At 34.8% G+C, this 14,553-nt stretch carries 12 protein-coding genes, 3 tRNA genes, 1 pseudogene and 2 CRISPR repeat arrays; of the genes and pseudogenes, 6 read left to right on the forward strand and 10 right to left on the reverse strand.

The features are described from left to right. On the forward strand, positions 1 to 240 hold a 240-nt coding region (locus EAE92_RS15500; protein WP_214066812.1), incomplete at its 5' end, for a transposase. Positions 241 to 1,174: 934 nt separating this feature from the next. On the opposite strand, the gene EAE92_RS15505 is transcribed toward EAE92_RS15500, so the two are convergent. The 4 genes from EAE92_RS15505 to EAE92_RS15520 form a co-directional block, all read right to left on the reverse strand. After that, positions 1,175 to 1,843: a helix-turn-helix transcriptional regulator gene (locus tag EAE92_RS15505; protein WP_214068717.1), complete on the reverse strand. Its 669-nt coding sequence runs from the start codon at positions 1,841 to 1,843 to the stop codon at positions 1,175 to 1,177. An 837-nt stretch (positions 1,844 to 2,680) separates the two neighbouring features. Further along, complete coding sequence (locus EAE92_RS15510; RefSeq protein WP_214068718.1) at positions 2,681 to 3,355, reverse strand: LuxR C-terminal-related transcriptional regulator; 675 nt, start codon at positions 3,353 to 3,355, stop codon at positions 2,681 to 2,683. Between the two features lie 1,008 nt (positions 3,356 to 4,363). Then, positions 4,364 to 4,633: a CRISPR direct-repeat array (repeat unit 28 nt; unit sequence GTGTACTGCCGTACAGGCAGCTTAGAAA). 200 nt (positions 4,634 to 4,833) lie between these two features. Beyond that, a complete protein-coding gene (locus EAE92_RS15515) occupies positions 4,834 to 5,637 on the reverse strand; it encodes a hypothetical protein (protein ID WP_214068719.1) in 804 nt (267 codons plus the stop codon). Positions 5,638 to 5,780: 143 nt separating this feature from the next. Next, positions 5,781 to 6,353 carry a serine acetyltransferase gene (locus EAE92_RS15520; protein ID WP_214068720.1) on the reverse strand — a complete coding sequence of 191 codons (573 nt, stop codon included), beginning with the start codon at positions 6,351 to 6,353 and terminating at the stop codon, positions 5,781 to 5,783. 818 nt (positions 6,354 to 7,171) lie between these two features. Here EAE92_RS15520 and EAE92_RS15525 point away from each other — a divergent pair. After that, entirely contained in the window at positions 7,172 to 8,089 is a 918-nt protein-coding gene (locus tag EAE92_RS15525; protein ID WP_214068721.1) for a phage tail protein, read from the forward strand. Positions 8,090 to 8,294: 205 nt separating this feature from the next. Then, positions 8,295 to 8,622: a CRISPR direct-repeat array (repeat unit 28 nt; unit sequence GTGTACTGCCGCACAGGCAGCTTAGAAA). A gap of 228 nt (positions 8,623 to 8,850) precedes the next feature. On the opposite strand, the gene EAE92_RS15530 is transcribed toward EAE92_RS15525, so the two are convergent. Next, positions 8,851 to 10,002, reverse strand: coding sequence for a type I restriction endonuclease (locus tag EAE92_RS15530; RefSeq protein ID WP_214068722.1), 1,152 nt, complete (start codon positions 10,000 to 10,002; stop codon positions 8,851 to 8,853). A gap of 9 nt (positions 10,003 to 10,011) precedes the next feature. Then, positions 10,012 to 10,704 carry an XRE family transcriptional regulator gene (locus tag EAE92_RS15535; protein ID WP_339959390.1) on the reverse strand — a complete coding sequence of 231 codons (693 nt, stop codon included), beginning with the start codon at positions 10,702 to 10,704 and terminating at the stop codon, positions 10,012 to 10,014. 612 nt (positions 10,705 to 11,316) lie between these two features. On the opposite strand from EAE92_RS15535, the gene EAE92_RS15540 reads away from it, so the two are divergent. The 4 genes and pseudogenes from EAE92_RS15540 (at position 11,317) to EAE92_RS15555 (ending at position 13,556) form a co-directional block, all read left to right on the forward strand. After that, on the forward strand, positions 11,317 to 11,550 hold the full coding sequence (locus EAE92_RS15540) for a hypothetical protein (protein WP_214068724.1): 234 nt from the start codon (positions 11,317 to 11,319) through the stop codon (positions 11,548 to 11,550). Positions 11,551 to 11,725: 175 nt separating this feature from the next. Continuing rightward, positions 11,726 to 12,356, forward strand: a pseudogene (locus EAE92_RS25415) (tail fiber protein); the annotation flags it as partial. A gap of 302 nt (positions 12,357 to 12,658) precedes the next feature. After that, positions 12,659 to 13,207, forward strand: coding sequence for a tail fiber assembly protein (locus EAE92_RS15550; RefSeq protein WP_214068771.1), 549 nt, complete (start codon positions 12,659 to 12,661; stop codon positions 13,205 to 13,207). A 112-nt stretch (positions 13,208 to 13,319) separates the two neighbouring features. Then, positions 13,320 to 13,556 (forward strand): hypothetical protein, encoded by a 237-nt coding sequence (locus EAE92_RS15555; RefSeq protein ID WP_214068725.1) that lies wholly within the window; start codon positions 13,320 to 13,322, stop codon positions 13,554 to 13,556. On the opposite strand, the gene EAE92_RS15560 is transcribed toward EAE92_RS15555, so the two are convergent. The 4 genes from EAE92_RS15560 to pgsA form a co-directional block, all read right to left on the reverse strand. Next, a tRNA-Leu gene (locus EAE92_RS15560) sits at positions 13,535 to 13,621 on the reverse strand. The two genes, EAE92_RS15555 and EAE92_RS15560, sit on opposite strands and share 22 nt — an antisense overlap. A gap of 6 nt (positions 13,622 to 13,627) precedes the next feature. Then, positions 13,628 to 13,701, reverse strand: a tRNA-Cys gene (locus EAE92_RS15565). Between the two features lie 54 nt (positions 13,702 to 13,755). Beyond that, a tRNA-Gly gene (locus tag EAE92_RS15570) sits at positions 13,756 to 13,831 on the reverse strand. A 144-nt stretch (positions 13,832 to 13,975) separates the two neighbouring features. Next, complete coding sequence (gene pgsA, locus EAE92_RS15575; RefSeq protein WP_214068726.1) at positions 13,976 to 14,524, reverse strand: CDP-diacylglycerol--glycerol-3-phosphate 3-phosphatidyltransferase; 549 nt, start codon at positions 14,522 to 14,524, stop codon at positions 13,976 to 13,978. Positions 14,525 to 14,553: the final 29 nt, after the last annotated feature.

Below are 14,553 nucleotides of genomic sequence, written 5' to 3' on the forward strand. Positions count from 1 at the left end.
AGTGTTAAGCTTCCTTATTTTCAGTGGGTTAACACAATGATAAGTAATGTAAAAAATTCGATACGCGGAACATATCATTCGATTAGCAAAAAGTATTTACCTCGTTATCTTGCCGAATTCTGTTTCAGGTTCAATTGGCGCTTTAACCTTAAAAAAACATTCGAACAGCTTATTTATTCATGTATCCGGGCAGCACCTATACCTGAGTATTTACTCAAGCTAGCTGAGATTCGATGGTAATCAGGAAATAATTTGGAATATTTTGAACATGTTTACATACTTGATTAATATAAATAAAAAATTTATATCTTTCCTTTATTCACCACGGCTCATTATTTTGCTCTAACGTATTAATTATTTGAGGTGAAACAATTATTTTTCTACTTATAATATCACTCCTCTTCTTTTGGACATAAAATTTAATTTTTAAGATTTGAATTTATAATCCATTTAACTCACTAATGAAAATAGTGACAAATATTGCTGAGATATAAATTTAAATTCAGTAAGTTGATTGAATATAGTTATCCAGTTAGGTTCATACAATAGAGGGTGATAACTTGCTCGTCAAAAAATACATGCTTATTAATTAGATGTGTAACTGTTTTATAAAGAGGATTTAAGAATGAATAAATATAATATAGAAGACTATTTTATATAAAATTATTTATCTTGCTAAGTAAATACACTCAACGGTAATATTTTATTCTATTGTATACGAAATTATAGCTATTAATAATGAAAATTAGTATTAACATGTAATAAATAAATTATTTGTCCGCAAGGAAGCTGGTAATAAAATCCATATTAGCTTGATTGTGAGCGATTTCTTTGGCGTAAGAAATGATTAACTAATGTAGATAATTATTTTTCTGTATACTCAATAATATTAAAGTTTTTAGGTAATTTATTGTCTCTAGTAGGTTCAGCATTTGTATAAATAAAATAGAATTCTTTCTCTTTTATAAACCATCATTATGAATATCTATCCTATGTATTTGTTCACTGAATGGTAATAAGGAAGGGGTAGCCCTGTTGGGTTCATATATAACTTTTAAAAATTATTGAGTATAACTATCATATTTTTAAATAAAAATATCCCAACAGAGCTGGCTATTTTCTCCATTAATAATAGATAAGAACAGCATGTAAAAAACGGGAATAAATACGTAATCTAAGACAATAAAAATTTTTCCGGTATATAGTGATTAAAATCATTGGTTCGGCAATACTCTTCTAGTTGTTGGCCAGAATTAATACCTATCTTACGGTATATCCGAGTCATATAAGATTCAACAGTGCGATAAGCTAGGTTTAGTATTTGTCCAATCTGTTTTCTGGTATTTTTCTGTAAAAAGAGGAAAATGATATCCCATTCACGTTGAGTAAAAAGATCGGTTGGTGGCTGGAGCATAATTGAAGCGGGTAGTTTATCATGGTATTGATGTAAATAGGATAATGAATAATTTTGCGCTTCCCAGCCATGAAATATGACTCCAATGCAATCTCCATCTTTATGGTAAAAAGGTAATTTTTCGAAAAAGTAAGATGATGAAACTTGCTCTCTGCCAAATACGTGGGTTTCGATTGAGCATATTCTCTGCTGTTTTTCTATTACTTTTTTGTCATGATTAATAAATTCTTCCGCAAATTTAGCACTATCCCAAGGAAGTTCATTTTCATAAAACCCCTCAAATTCAAATGAATTTGGAAAATTTTGGAGAGATTTTAATGCCATATTGCCGTAGATAAAGCATGAGTTTTTATCTTTGATTCCCCAAGGATCATTGCTTGAGGTCAGTGTGTTAATAATTTGAGATGATATAGTTATGTGATTACTCATCTTATTATTCCTTTTTACCTGATTTGTGTTTAATTTGTGATATGTTTGAATCATACTGTCAGTTTAATACTTTATTACCCGCAATGACAGACTTTTCCAGAAAATAATTATCATGGATATTTTCATTACGAGAATAGTTTAATTGTATATGTCATTGTAGATGTTATTTGGGGTGAATCTTCTTAATATAATTAACGGCATTTTCTACAATAGATGGGGGTAATCTATCAGTTGAAAATCTCAAAATATCGTTATTTTTAGAAAAATGTCGATATTGGTAGAGAATCGGGAGGGGGGGGATAATCACTTTTCCCGGGAGATTATTACTTTCTTGTACAGGTAAATTAGTCCAACAACGGTATTGTTTTGATTGTATTTTTTAGTTGGTATAATACCATTTAAATAGCGTTTCATAATTCTGCTACACATAGCCTTATCCAACCCGTTGTTATACATGGAATTATGAGTGGTATAAGGTGTAGCGCTATTTTAGAATCTTATTTAACTATTCAAGTAATTATTTAAATGATTTACTTATGGTGTTTAAAATAACAGTGTTTTATTATAGAGAGAAAAGGCCGATTATTTCTGTTAATGAAATTTATTTTCATTTAATAGGTAATCTTTAAATGTGATGGAATATAACAGAAAATGATTATTTATCTTAGAAATAAAATAAGCGTTAAGTGTTTGTGTAACTAATGTTTTTATATATGAAAATGCTGCCAGTATAATTTTAGATAATATCATTATCTATTGATAATGGGATTACATCATACTGGCAGAGATAAACTATGTAATCATGTTTTTTATGACTAAAGATAAGAAATAGTGTTATTAAGATAGTAAAAACCTTTCCGGTACATAGCGTTTAAAATTATTGATGAGACAATATTCTTCCAGTTGCTGACTGGAGTTGACACCTATCTTGTAATATATATTGGTCATATGGGATTCAACTGTACGATAAGCAATATTTAATATTTTTCCAATCTGTTTCCTGGTGTATTTTTGCAAAAAGAAGAAAATAATATCCCATTCACGTTGGGTAAAAGTATCTGTTGGTGGTTGGAATATAATAGATGTGGGTAGATCATTATAATATTGATATAGATTAATTAATGAAAAATCTTTGGCTTTCCATCCATGAAAAAAGATACCTATGCACTCTTTTGCATCGTTATACAGTGGTAATTTCTCTTGGAAGTAAGACGATAAGATTTTTTCTTTTCCATATGTATAGGTTTCGAGCGAACAAACTCTCTTTCCTTCTGTCATTACAATTTTATCATGATCAATAAATTCTTTTGCAAACTCCGATCCACTCCAGGGAAGTTCGTCATCAAAAAAGCCTTCATAATTAAATGACATTGGAATGTTTTGAACAGATTTTAAGGCCAGGTTACCATAAATAAAACGTGAATTTTTATCTTTGATTCCCCACGGTTCATTGCTTGCTTCCATTGTGTTTATTATTTGTGGTGAAACATATGTTCCATTAATTTCTTTCATGATTAATGCCTGTATAGCTGATGATAGGTTTATAATACTTTGCGACCCTAAGTGATCAATATTGATAAGGTGTAGAAGAGGGTGGTTATTTCTCTTGCGGTAGCTTCCGAATGAGTGAGTTTTTAGTAAGATGACTTGGCATCGTTTCAAAGTATGTTTTATCTTGGTGGAGGTATTGTTATTCATATTCTAATATTATCAAATATAATTTATGTTTTTAAATGACTCTATTTTTATTCTTAATTTAACTTAAGGTTAAAGTGATACTGCTCAGTTTACTTTTTATATTTCGCATAGTAAATCCTTGCTGATTACTTAAGAGATTATCTAAATAATTTGAGTAATAATTTCACTTAAAATAGATTTATTCTATGGCATAGAGAAACAATTTGTTTTTAAAGAAAAAATATACTAATAATTAAATTATTTATTCTTTAACCGAAAAATTTTAAATAAATGAAAATATATTTTTAAATATTATTTTTTAGAGAAATTATTTAATCATGATATTTTTTCTGAATGGTCAATGATAGTCGGTAATACTTATTTTTTCGATAACAGTTATTGGTGAACGGTTATCAATGTTTTATAGGGATTTTCCCTGGCAGGAAAATATCTCATGTCATCATATATAACGATGGATTTGATATTGAAAAGTCAGGCTGATATGAAGGATATATTATTACAGAGGAGCATCTGTATAAGGTAAAATTCAGATCTTACAGCCGTTATTACCTTGTATCACCGGATGGGAAGAAATCGATTCCGCTGAGTGATGAATGAGATAAGGTAGAAGATTTATTGAAACGTAATCGTTAGCTAAGAAAGTTGCGTCAGTGGTAACTTAAAAACTTGAGCCTCTCTTGACCTAATTTTTGACCCTTTTTTAGTAACCAATTTTAATTCATTGATTTTTAAACAAATATTGTTTTCCCCGTAAAAAAGGTTTTTTTATTTTTTATAATGATTACACTTTAACATTCAGTAGGTTGGGGTTAATATGTAACAGTGTACTGCCGTACAGGCAGCTTAGAAATCGCTCTAACGTTCCGCCACTGCCTTTACTCAAGTGTACTGCCGTACAGGCAGCTTAGAAATGTACGGCAGTGCACGGGAAGCCAAAGAGAAAGTGTACTGCCGTACAGGCAGCTTAGAAAGTATCAATATGTTCTTCATCTGGTGTCGGTTTGTGTACTGCCGTACAGGCAGCTTAGAAACAAACCCGAAAACTGGTCAGATGAGATACTGGTGTGCACTGCCGTACAGGCAGTTTAAATTCTTAAAGTTCTAGGTGTAGTTTAGAGTTATAAAAGCAAGGAATTTCTATCGAGTGATAAGACTGAAAATATTGGCTTCATATTGAGATTGGTAAATACTCTACCTCAAGGATGAGGTAGAGTATAAATGAGCTTGAGTTTTAATTGAGGCTTTTCGCATTTTACATGAAGCTACGCAAGCTTTATCATAAATTTAATTACTTAAATTTCCCTATAATCCAACTTTTCGAATGAATTTATAGCGCTATTTTTCGATAGATTATAAATCTCCACTCCTTTGCTTATTGCTATTTCATGAGCTAGGTTGAAACAAGGAATGATGAAATCGTGTAAATTATTATTTAATTTGGTATCGAGTTTGTCATTTTGAGTTTCATAAAATCTTGGTTTTGAAAAATTATTCATATCTAAACCTGCGAAATATATTTTTTTATAGTCCAAAAATAACGCTATTTGTAGAGCGGAATAGGCAACTGTTGTTCCGTTATAGAATCCGAGATTTAAGTTCAATGAGAATGCCACACCATTTTGTATTATTATTTCATCACTCTTTATTTCAGAAAGTTCTTTTTCCTCTTTATAAACGGGTTGATCAATATTCTCAATGATAATTACCTTACATTTCAATTCAAGATAACCGTAATCAATTAAGATGTCGTTGAGGCAATCCATTGTTGTGAAGAGTATTAATTCATTGTCTTTTAATATATTTAAAACAATGTTCTTCCTATTTAGAATGAATGTTCTGTCAATTATAACATGATATTTGAATTTCACCTTTGGTGATAATTCATATGAACCGTTAACACCCATAATATCAAATTTAGTATCATCAAAAAAATCTGTTTTGATAGTAGATACTGACGGTCCAGATGCAATAATGATTAATGGTTTTTCTGATTCTTTGGGGAATTCATTGATGCTTATATTTTTATTATTGAACGAAACTGAGTTGATTTTACCATTAATGTTTCTTGAAATCTTTATGTGAGGCCAAAAGTTCATGTTGTGTTTCATTCTTTTGCTGGCTATATTTCTGTATATTGATTTTGTTATATTCTGCTTACAGAGCAAGCCCAATTTTAAGAGATATTTGTATTTAAAAAACATATTGTAATTCCATCTTTATTTTAAGGTGTAACATTTGGTTAATTGTTTTTTACTTTTTTTATCTTTATCTCATTTCGAGATTTAGGAGTATATACAATGCAATTAGCAGGGATATCTTTATTAACAAATGACATTGCACCGATGTAGACATTATCCCCAATTGTTATCTTATCACTTATAATACAAGAGTTTGCGCCTATTTTTACATTATTGCCTATCCTTATTTTTCCTTCAAAATCTTCATTAAGAACGCCAATGGTTGTATTTTGTAAAATATGAAAGTTATCACCGATAATGCATGTGCGAGAAATAACAATGCCAACATAATGAGATATACGCAAATTCTTACCTATATAGGACCCTAATCCTAAATCACATCCATATTTATTCCTTAGATTTCTATTTATATGAATAGAGATTTTCTTGGCTTTATTTGTCCTGTATAAATAATTAGCAATTCTCCACCAGAAATAGAACCTGCGATCTGGACATTTAAGGGCTCGATGGACTGCTTTGGGCCATGAAAATGATGTTCGTGAACAGATAACTTCACTGAGTAAACATGCCTTTAAATGGTTTAGCTCTTCTTTTTGTGGTGATATTTTGTTCATTTTTCTGTTAATACTTTGTATTGGCTAGTTGTATCATTTTTCAGGTGGATTATATTAAAAATGTCAAATTCAGCCAAATAGATTAGTTTGGCAAACGTAGAATATGTGGATTGGTGCTCACAAAATACAGGCCATCTATCATATAATTTCTATGCTGCATGTTATCTCTGGCAGGTTTTTAGCCACTCAACCTTTTGAAATGAGTCCCAAAAAAAGTCACTGTTAAGTGCAAACAGCGTAAATCGAATCAAACCATCTCGCAGAAAAAACAGGGGAATTACTGGGTTGGCAATGAGACGTATATCCGGGGAATTGTAGATTTTCTTGATCGCTATACGGGTTAAAAATTATTTTAGTGGAATCCACCGCTATCTGATATTGGTCTTTCCGTTGTGATGCCTATAAGTTAACGGCACTAAGTGGCAGGAATTATTCACCGTTGGAAAGATAATAAGTTTGGTATCGTTTCTACTCAAACCATATTAATTAAAATTGGGAATATTTTTAAATTATCAGCAGTTAAAAGCATCAATAGTGATGTTGAAATTAGTATTAATAGATAAACTTCTTGATGCGGTTTTTAATGCTGAATATTGCTGTTTGGATGTTCGTATTCAGATACCCAAATATTCAGTATGGGACATTGAGTTGCTTATTGTAGTCAATTATACAAAAATAGTTAACCTTATAAGTAATAAGAACAGTGCATTACTTTTTTTCTGAACTAGACTTTAATTGGTGTGAGTTGTAATGGGGTGTTTTTATAATAATTTAATGTGTTGATTGTGAAATAACATTATTTAATTTAAGGAAGGTGTATGAGTCACAAGAATGATTTTAAGGCTTTTTCTATTAGTGATAATGCGAATGTAGTCAGTCAAGATAAATATGAGATAAATCAGAGTTTGCAGACTGGATTTTCACCAGATAATGTTCCCACTCACTTGTTAAATAAGGTATTACGTCAGGCATCAACGGTATCATCTGTCGTGGCTGATTTTATTGCAGCAGGATCTGGCAATGATGTTCTGGATGATGGAAATATAGCCAAACTCACCGTTCAATTAAATAAAGCGTTAGAACAGAAAATTACAGCGGACATTCCCAGCGCCTCATTAACTCAAAAAGGTATTGTCCAGCTTACAAATGTGGTTGGAAATAGCGATACATTGGCGGTTACACAAAAGCTTGTTCAGGAAGTAATAAATTCATTACATAAATATACCCGTGAAGAGATAGATAACCGGATTAAAACAGCCAATGAAATTCCTGTCGGTTCTCCTATTCCGTGGCCGTTACCTCACCCACCATTCGGTTATTTCACTTGTAATGGTTCAGCATTTAATAGATTACAGTATCCGAAGTTAGCGGAAGCTTATCCTGATGGTAGATTACCTGATTTAAGAGGCGAATTTATCCGTGGATGGGATGATGGTCGAGGTATTGATAGTGGCCGTGGAGTTTTAACTCACCAAGGGGATGCTATCAGAAATATTGAGGGCTCATTTCCTGGGGCAATAGCATCAAACTATCATCTGGCAACAAAAGGGGCTTTTTATGCTAGTGAAACTCTTGGAATGGGTGTAGATGGTAATCCTAAATCAGTGGATCATTTTACCCGGGATGCTGTATACACTGCATACGGTTTTGGGTTCGCCGCATCAAGTGTTGTTCCTGTGGCCTCAGAGAACCGCCCCCGCAATATAGCATTTAATTACATAGTGAGAGCAGCATAATGGTTGAATAAAAATACTCTTTTATAGCTAGAATATAGAAGAGAGGCTGTTCTACTTGAATGGAAGAAATTTTGACCCTTTTTTAACGGAAAATTTTAATTTATTGATTTTTAAGTAAATATTATTTACCCCGTAAAAAAGGGTTTTTTATTTTTTTATAATGATTATTCTTTAACATTCAGTAGATTGGGGTTAATATGCAACAGTGTACTGCCGCACAGGCAGCTTAGAAAATCGATGCGTAATGCAAACGCTCGCTCTGGGAGTGTACTGCCGCACAGGCAGCTTAGAAACAAGGCAGCCATTAAACAGTTGTCTGAACTGAGTGTACTGCCGCACAGGCAGCTTAGAAAACGCCCCCAACGTATGTATATGTTATATATAGGTGTACTGCCGCACAGGCAGCTTAGAAAAAATTGATAAATTATTTATCAGTTCATTGCATGTGTACTGCCGCACAGGCAGCTTAGAAATTCTACAGCCTCTGATAATGTGGCCATTCTATGTGTACTGCCGCACAGGCAGCTTAGAAAGACAGCGTTACGTTGTTTTCCTCAGATTTGCAGATATGTTCTTCTAGACGGTAGCGAGTCATATTAAGATAACTAGGGGTATACAAGTATTGGTTTATGAAAACAAGTAATACTTGTTTTTAAGGTGGGTTTATTTTTACTGATTGTTGGAAATGTGACTGCTTACACATTCTTAGATGATAGTGGAGGATATAGAGTAGAAAAGCCACCGAGTGGTGGCTGGTATAATTATTGTGCTTTCTTTCTAAAGTTATCGTCGTTTTTAACGAACTCAAAAGCATCAAGGATAATACCTGTTATCCGCAATATATCTTCTGGAGTTTCTATAAATATTTTTGAGTGATTAGCAGATAATCCAGCCCTATTAACTTCGTTGGCTAATATATCAGTTAGTTCAATAGGTATCTGGATGTAAGGTTTATTCTTCTTGTCAAAGTATCTTATTATCCATCTGTTTGATTTTCCTTGATAAAGAATTCCAAAGTAAGATTCTGTATCTTTGTATTGCAAGTCAACAGAATCCCCGACTATTGATTTTGCTTTTTCATATAAAGCTAATTCGTTTTTGGTGGTGACAATATTAGGGTTATCTAGATCCACTATTTCATCTGGTTCTTTCGAATTTTCTTGGAGTTCTATCTCGTCTTGAATTCCATCAATCGGAACATGTTTATTTGAAAGACCGGAAACCACCATTGCGCTGACAGATTTCTCAACAGCTTGTTTTACCAACGGGGTGATAGATTCAATAAAGCGCTGATTTAGTTGGCGTTCGACATTAGATCTATTGGCGACATATCTCACAAATTCACTATCAACATCTCTCAAGCTAGTACTGATGGTTTTAGTAAAAGCGGATAAGTAAACACTTTCCTCTGCAAGTGTCCTTAGTGCTTCCGGTTTGAATTTATCGTGTCTAAATCGATAGAGTTGGCTTACATCTGCATCGCTAACTTCATCCATTTTGATACGTAAGAATGGGGTAGGATCCATTACGTTTTTTTGTTTTAAATCAGTAAAGAAACGCCATTCTAATCCATTTGTAATTGCTGAAATAGTCACTTCTGGAGTGGAATTAAAGTATCTGGATAACTGAGGGCAGTGGTTATCTAGCTTTTCGCTGTATCCTTTTGCCTCGATAAACATAACTGGAACACCTTGGCAAAATAAAGCATAATCAACCCGCTCATTTGCTTTTAATCCGGGGAAATCCGCTCCGTACTCGGCTTTAACTTTTTGAGGGTCATACGGACTGAACCCAAGAATATCTAAAAAAGGCAATATTAATGCTTGCTTAGTTGTTTCTTCGGTGGTGCAGTGTTGGCCTGCGTTCTTAACGTGGTCAACATGATGTTTTATTTTTATCTTAAAATTATCCATTCCATAACCTTAGTAATCTAAAACGGAATACCAGAACATTTTCCCGATGATGTTCACTTGATCTTCATCTGCAAATTCATCTTCGTATTCATCACGGTTATAACTTCTGATAAGTAATTTCCCTCTCGGGCGCCTGTAAAGACATTTAAGACGCTTTAACCCATCCTGTTCAATTGCATACACTTTTCCATCAATAATTTTCTTATTAGAGATATCTACTGCTATTGCTGTTCCATCTGGGATAACTGGCTCCATACTGTCGCCTTTAGCAGGAAAGCAAACAATTGTGGAGCCGTCAGTTGGTGCGCCAATTCTGTTTAATGTTGTTTTAGAAAATCTTAACTTAAAGCTGTTATAATCTGCATCAATACATCCACCATTGCTGCGCACGAATTCAATATCCTTTAAGAACGGTACCTTTACCTCATTGCCATCTAGTGGCATGTTACTGTCCCATTGCGTAATAGTTGTCCATTCGCTCTCAGGTGGAGCTTGGTTCGCACCCTTTTTGAGGGTTTCGCCAAATAAAAGCCAGTTCACATCAGTGTCAAGGATAGATGCTAATGTTGTTAGTCTTGATTTTCTTGGTTCTGTGCTTGATTCCCACTGTTGTACAGACTGTGGCGTAACCCCAAGCATATCTGCTAGTTCAGCTTGAGTTAGTTTTTTTGCAAGCCGTGCTTGCTTGATTCTTTCGTGCATTGTTTTCATGCCTTAAATATACAAGCGAGGCTTTTATTTTTATAGCAAGCAAAACTTTATTTTTAAAGTGTTTATTGTATTTTGTTTGTTGCTAGTAAGAAAATAAAACCTTTATGAGCATACTGGATATAGCAATAAAAAAGGTTGCCGGCATACCAGCGTTAACCAAAATGCTAAGTATTCGGAATCGAATGGTTCACCAGTGGAACAAAAAAGGTATATATCACCGTTAAGAAGGCAATACGGCAAATAGAAGAGAATAAATTGCAACCTCAGAACAAATGATTCCGTGATTGCAAGGATAGGGGATAGAGTTGATTAGCTCACAAAAATTCTTTTAACTCTGACTGACACCATGAAATAAGATACCTATATAGCAGTAGTAGCTATAGCCCGTAGCGCGGGTGATATTTTGTCATAGATTATCGGTAATGACAGTACATTAACTATTAAGAAAAAAGTAATACCTTGGATGATGGTATTTGTTAGGTAGAATAATACACATAAGCGAGAGGCTTTCTTTGATTTCCTAAAAAATAAAATAACAGTGATAATAGTTAGCAAGAGTAATAATATATTAGAAGTAATCTAAAATGTTATTAAGAACTGCCAATGATTAAGCAATGCGTTATAGAATTGAGGTATTGTATTAACAGTTTTTCCGAGCAGAAATATGGTCAACAGAGTCAACACAGTCGTTTAGGTGTTCGTGTCCAAATGCAGGAATATTCAGTTTGGAATTTAAAAAAGAATGAGTTGCAGGAAGAGATAGAAAGAATAGGAAAAAACAGTTTCCAGATATTAAATATAAATGGTTTGGATATATTTCCTATTTTAAGATATTGAGTTTCTTATTGCTGCTAATGATATAAAAATAGTCAATCTCCTAATAAATAGGAATGCTGTATTACTCTTCTTTCCTGAACTAGACTTTAATTTTAATAAATTACAGTCGGATTGTTTTTATAGTAATTAAATATGTTGATTATAAAAAATATTATTTTTATTAAGGAGGAAGTACATGAGTCAGAAAAATGATTTTAAGGCTTTTTCTATTGGCAATAATGCTAATGTGATTAGCCAAGAAAGATATGAAGAAAATCAGAATTTGCAGACTGGGTTTCCACAAGATGGTATTACTACTGATATGCTAAATAAGGCATTACGTCAGTCTTCCACAATATCCTCTGTAGTCGCTAATTTTATTGCCACACACTCTGGCAATGATGTTCTGGATGATGGAAATATAGAGAAACTCAACGCCCAATTAAATGGAGCGCTGGAACAAAAAATGACAACAAAGGTTCCCGATGCTTCATTAACACAAAAAGGTATTGTTCAGCTTACAAATGTGATTGGCAATAGTAATACATTGGCTGTTACACAAAAGCTTGCTCAGGAAATAATAAGTTCGTTACGTGAAGAAATTAATATACCAGTGGGTTCTCCCATTCCGTGGCCGTTACCCTATCCACCTATCAACTATCTCGTTTGTAACGGTGCATTTTTTAATAAATTGCAGTACCCAAAGTTAGCAGAAGTTTATCCTGACGGTCGATTACCCGATTTAAGGGGAGAATTTATCCGTGGCTGGGATAGTGGTAGAAATGTGGATCCATCCCGTTCAATATTGTCGTGGCAGGAAGGGGCTTATTTGATACAGAATGCTGATCGGGCCAGTCATTTTATTATTACCCCTTCACTCAATGAGCGTAAAAAATTGCAGTGGGATATTCCCCAAAATAACAATATTTCGGTAAGGGCTGTATATTATAAAGCTCAGGCAGACTGGATTGCGAATTCTGCATTTATAGGGGTATCAAGGCCTCGCAACATAGCATTTAACTATATAGTGAGAGCAGCGGCATACAGCATAACGGCAGAACAAAAATACTCCTTAGAACACGAAACAGCCGTATTCGGCGAAGACGGGTTAGCGATTCAAGCCGGTTGGATGAAAGTTTATCACGCGAATCAAATAACAAGAGAATTTACTAGCGCTGATATTGAATATGTTATGCTCGGCGTCAGTTTGTCAGCGAATTCTTATTTAGATGCACCAGACTTTCCTGATTCTGATGACCTGGCTGTTTGCCGTAGTGAGGATGGTAAGCGTTGGGAAATAGTGCCTGACTATCGCGGAAAAATCGCTTACGACACGTTAACACTAACTCAACAGGAAATCACTGAATTGGGTGAATTACCTGAAACTCTGACCTTTAAGCAACCTACCACTGATTTTGATAAGTGGGATGGCACACAATGGGTCACTGATAATGTCGCTCTAAAAGCAGATCAGATTGAACAAGCGGAGCGGCAGCGTATGACTTTGTTGCGACACGCGAATGAATTCATTGCATTACTGCAAGATGCTGTTGATTTAGATATCGCTACCGAAGCAGAGAAAGTTGCTCTGTTGGAATGGAAAAAATACAGGATAATGCTCAATAGAGTAAATATTTCTCTGGTTTCCGATATTGAATGGCCAGAACAGCCGAGGTAAAAAATATAGTGAAAGGGTATCGTGAATGAATATCTGCATCCTACTAATGATCAGAAACCGTTATGCCTTTATTGATTAGATTTGATGAATAAATGATCATAAAAAGCATGTCATGATTCGTTCAGGTGTGCTTTTTTTATGTGAAAAATATTTTTCTGATGATGTTTTGAGGGGGAAGAGATTGTCTGAAATAGATAGTGTTGATTTATACAGTGCCGCCATTTTGCCGCCACTTCACCATTCTCAGGCCATCGCGCAAAACAAAAAAGCCACCTTGCGGTGGCCTTTTCTTTTCCCTAACTCACTGTTTTACAGCAAGTTTTTATTTGGTGCCCAGGGCGGGACTTGAACCCGCACAGCCTTACAGCCGAGGGATTTTAAATCCCTTGTGTCTACCGATTTCACCACCTGGGCTGAATCTGGAGGCGCGTCCCGGAGTCGAACCGAGGTTGACGGATTTGCAATCCGCTGCATGGCCACTCTGCCAACGCGCCTTTCTATCTTTAGTTACTTGCTTTAGTCACTTGCCATAATCTTGACTAGTAACTTGGAGCGGGAAACGAGACTCGAACTCGCGACCCCAACCTTGGCAAGGTTGTGCTCTACCAACTGAGCTATTCCCGCGCCGCTTTGAACTGGCTGATTTACTTATTTGTTTTCGTAAATCTCATGTGCCGTTCGATGCGTTGCATTCTACTTACTTCACGTATCGAGTCAACACAATTATTGTTACGCTGTGTTTGTTCGATGGTTTTTACGTCATTTCGATCAAGCTTCGCGCAAGTCAGACCTGGCGGCGTTTACATATTGAAACATTGACCAAAATGTCATCACCGTAGCAACATAAAGTAATATGAATCCGCCCAATTCGAATTCAAAATTAGGGCGCCATAATAAAGCGACTAACGCCGCCATCTGCGCTGTCGTTTTTAACTTACCCATCCAGGAAACGGCAATACTACTGCGTTTGCCTAATTCAGCCATCCATTCTCTGAGAGAAGAGATGATAATTTCACGCGCTATCATGGTTGCTGCGGGGAGGGTTATCCACCATGTGTGATAATGCTCGGAAACTAAGACTAATGCGGCAGCAACCATGATTTTGTCCGCGACAGGATCAAGAAATGCGCCAAAGCGAGTTGTCTGTTTCCAAAGGCGGGCGAGAAAACCGTCAAACCAGTCTGTCGCCGCAGCGACAATAAAAATTATGGCACAAACCATCGGCGCCCATGTGAATGGCAAATAGAATGCCAGGACAAAAAATGGGATCAGGACGATACGGAATAGAGTGAGCCATGTTGGTATATTTAATTGCATAGTGCTTCTTAACTATCTGGCTATAGTGG

It is taken from the genome of Photorhabdus hainanensis, assembly GCF_018448965.1.
Taxonomy (GTDB): domain Bacteria; phylum Pseudomonadota; class Gammaproteobacteria; order Enterobacterales; family Enterobacteriaceae; genus Photorhabdus; species Photorhabdus akhurstii.

What these genes read in the sequence shown, in the direction of transcription:
- EAE92_RS15505 (WP_214068717.1), bottom strand. Translation starts at nt 1,843, where the DNA reads ATGAGTAATCACATAACTATATCATCTCAAATTATTAACACACTGACC.
- EAE92_RS15550 (WP_214068771.1), top strand. Translation starts at nt 12,659, where the DNA reads ATGAAAGTTTATCACGCGAATCAAATAACAAGAGAATTTACTAGCGCT.
- EAE92_RS15525 (WP_214068721.1), top strand. Translation starts at nt 7,172, where the DNA reads ATGAGTCACAAGAATGATTTTAAGGCTTTTTCTATTAGTGATAATGCG.
- EAE92_RS15555 (WP_214068725.1), top strand. Translation starts at nt 13,320, where the DNA reads ATGATTCGTTCAGGTGTGCTTTTTTTATGTGAAAAATATTTTTCTGAT.
- EAE92_RS15535 (WP_339959390.1), bottom strand. Translation starts at nt 10,704, where the DNA reads ATGCACGAAAGAATCAAGCAAGCACGGCTTGCAAAAAAACTAACTCAA.
- EAE92_RS15510 (WP_214068718.1), bottom strand. Translation starts at nt 3,355, where the DNA reads ATGAAAGAAATTAATGGAACATATGTTTCACCACAAATAATAAACACA.
- EAE92_RS15515 (WP_214068719.1), bottom strand. Translation starts at nt 5,637, where the DNA reads ATGAACTTTTGGCCTCACATAAAGATTTCAAGAAACATTAATGGTAAA.
- EAE92_RS15520 (WP_214068720.1), bottom strand. Translation starts at nt 6,353, where the DNA reads ATGAACAAAATATCACCACAAAAAGAAGAGCTAAACCATTTAAAGGCA.
- EAE92_RS15530 (WP_214068722.1), bottom strand. Translation starts at nt 10,002, where the DNA reads ATGGATAATTTTAAGATAAAAATAAAACATCATGTTGACCACGTTAAG.
- pgsA (WP_214068726.1), bottom strand. Translation starts at nt 14,524, where the DNA reads ATGCAATTAAATATACCAACATGGCTCACTCTATTCCGTATCGTCCTG.
- EAE92_RS15540 (WP_214068724.1), top strand. Translation starts at nt 11,317, where the DNA reads ATGATTAAGCAATGCGTTATAGAATTGAGGTATTGTATTAACAGTTTT.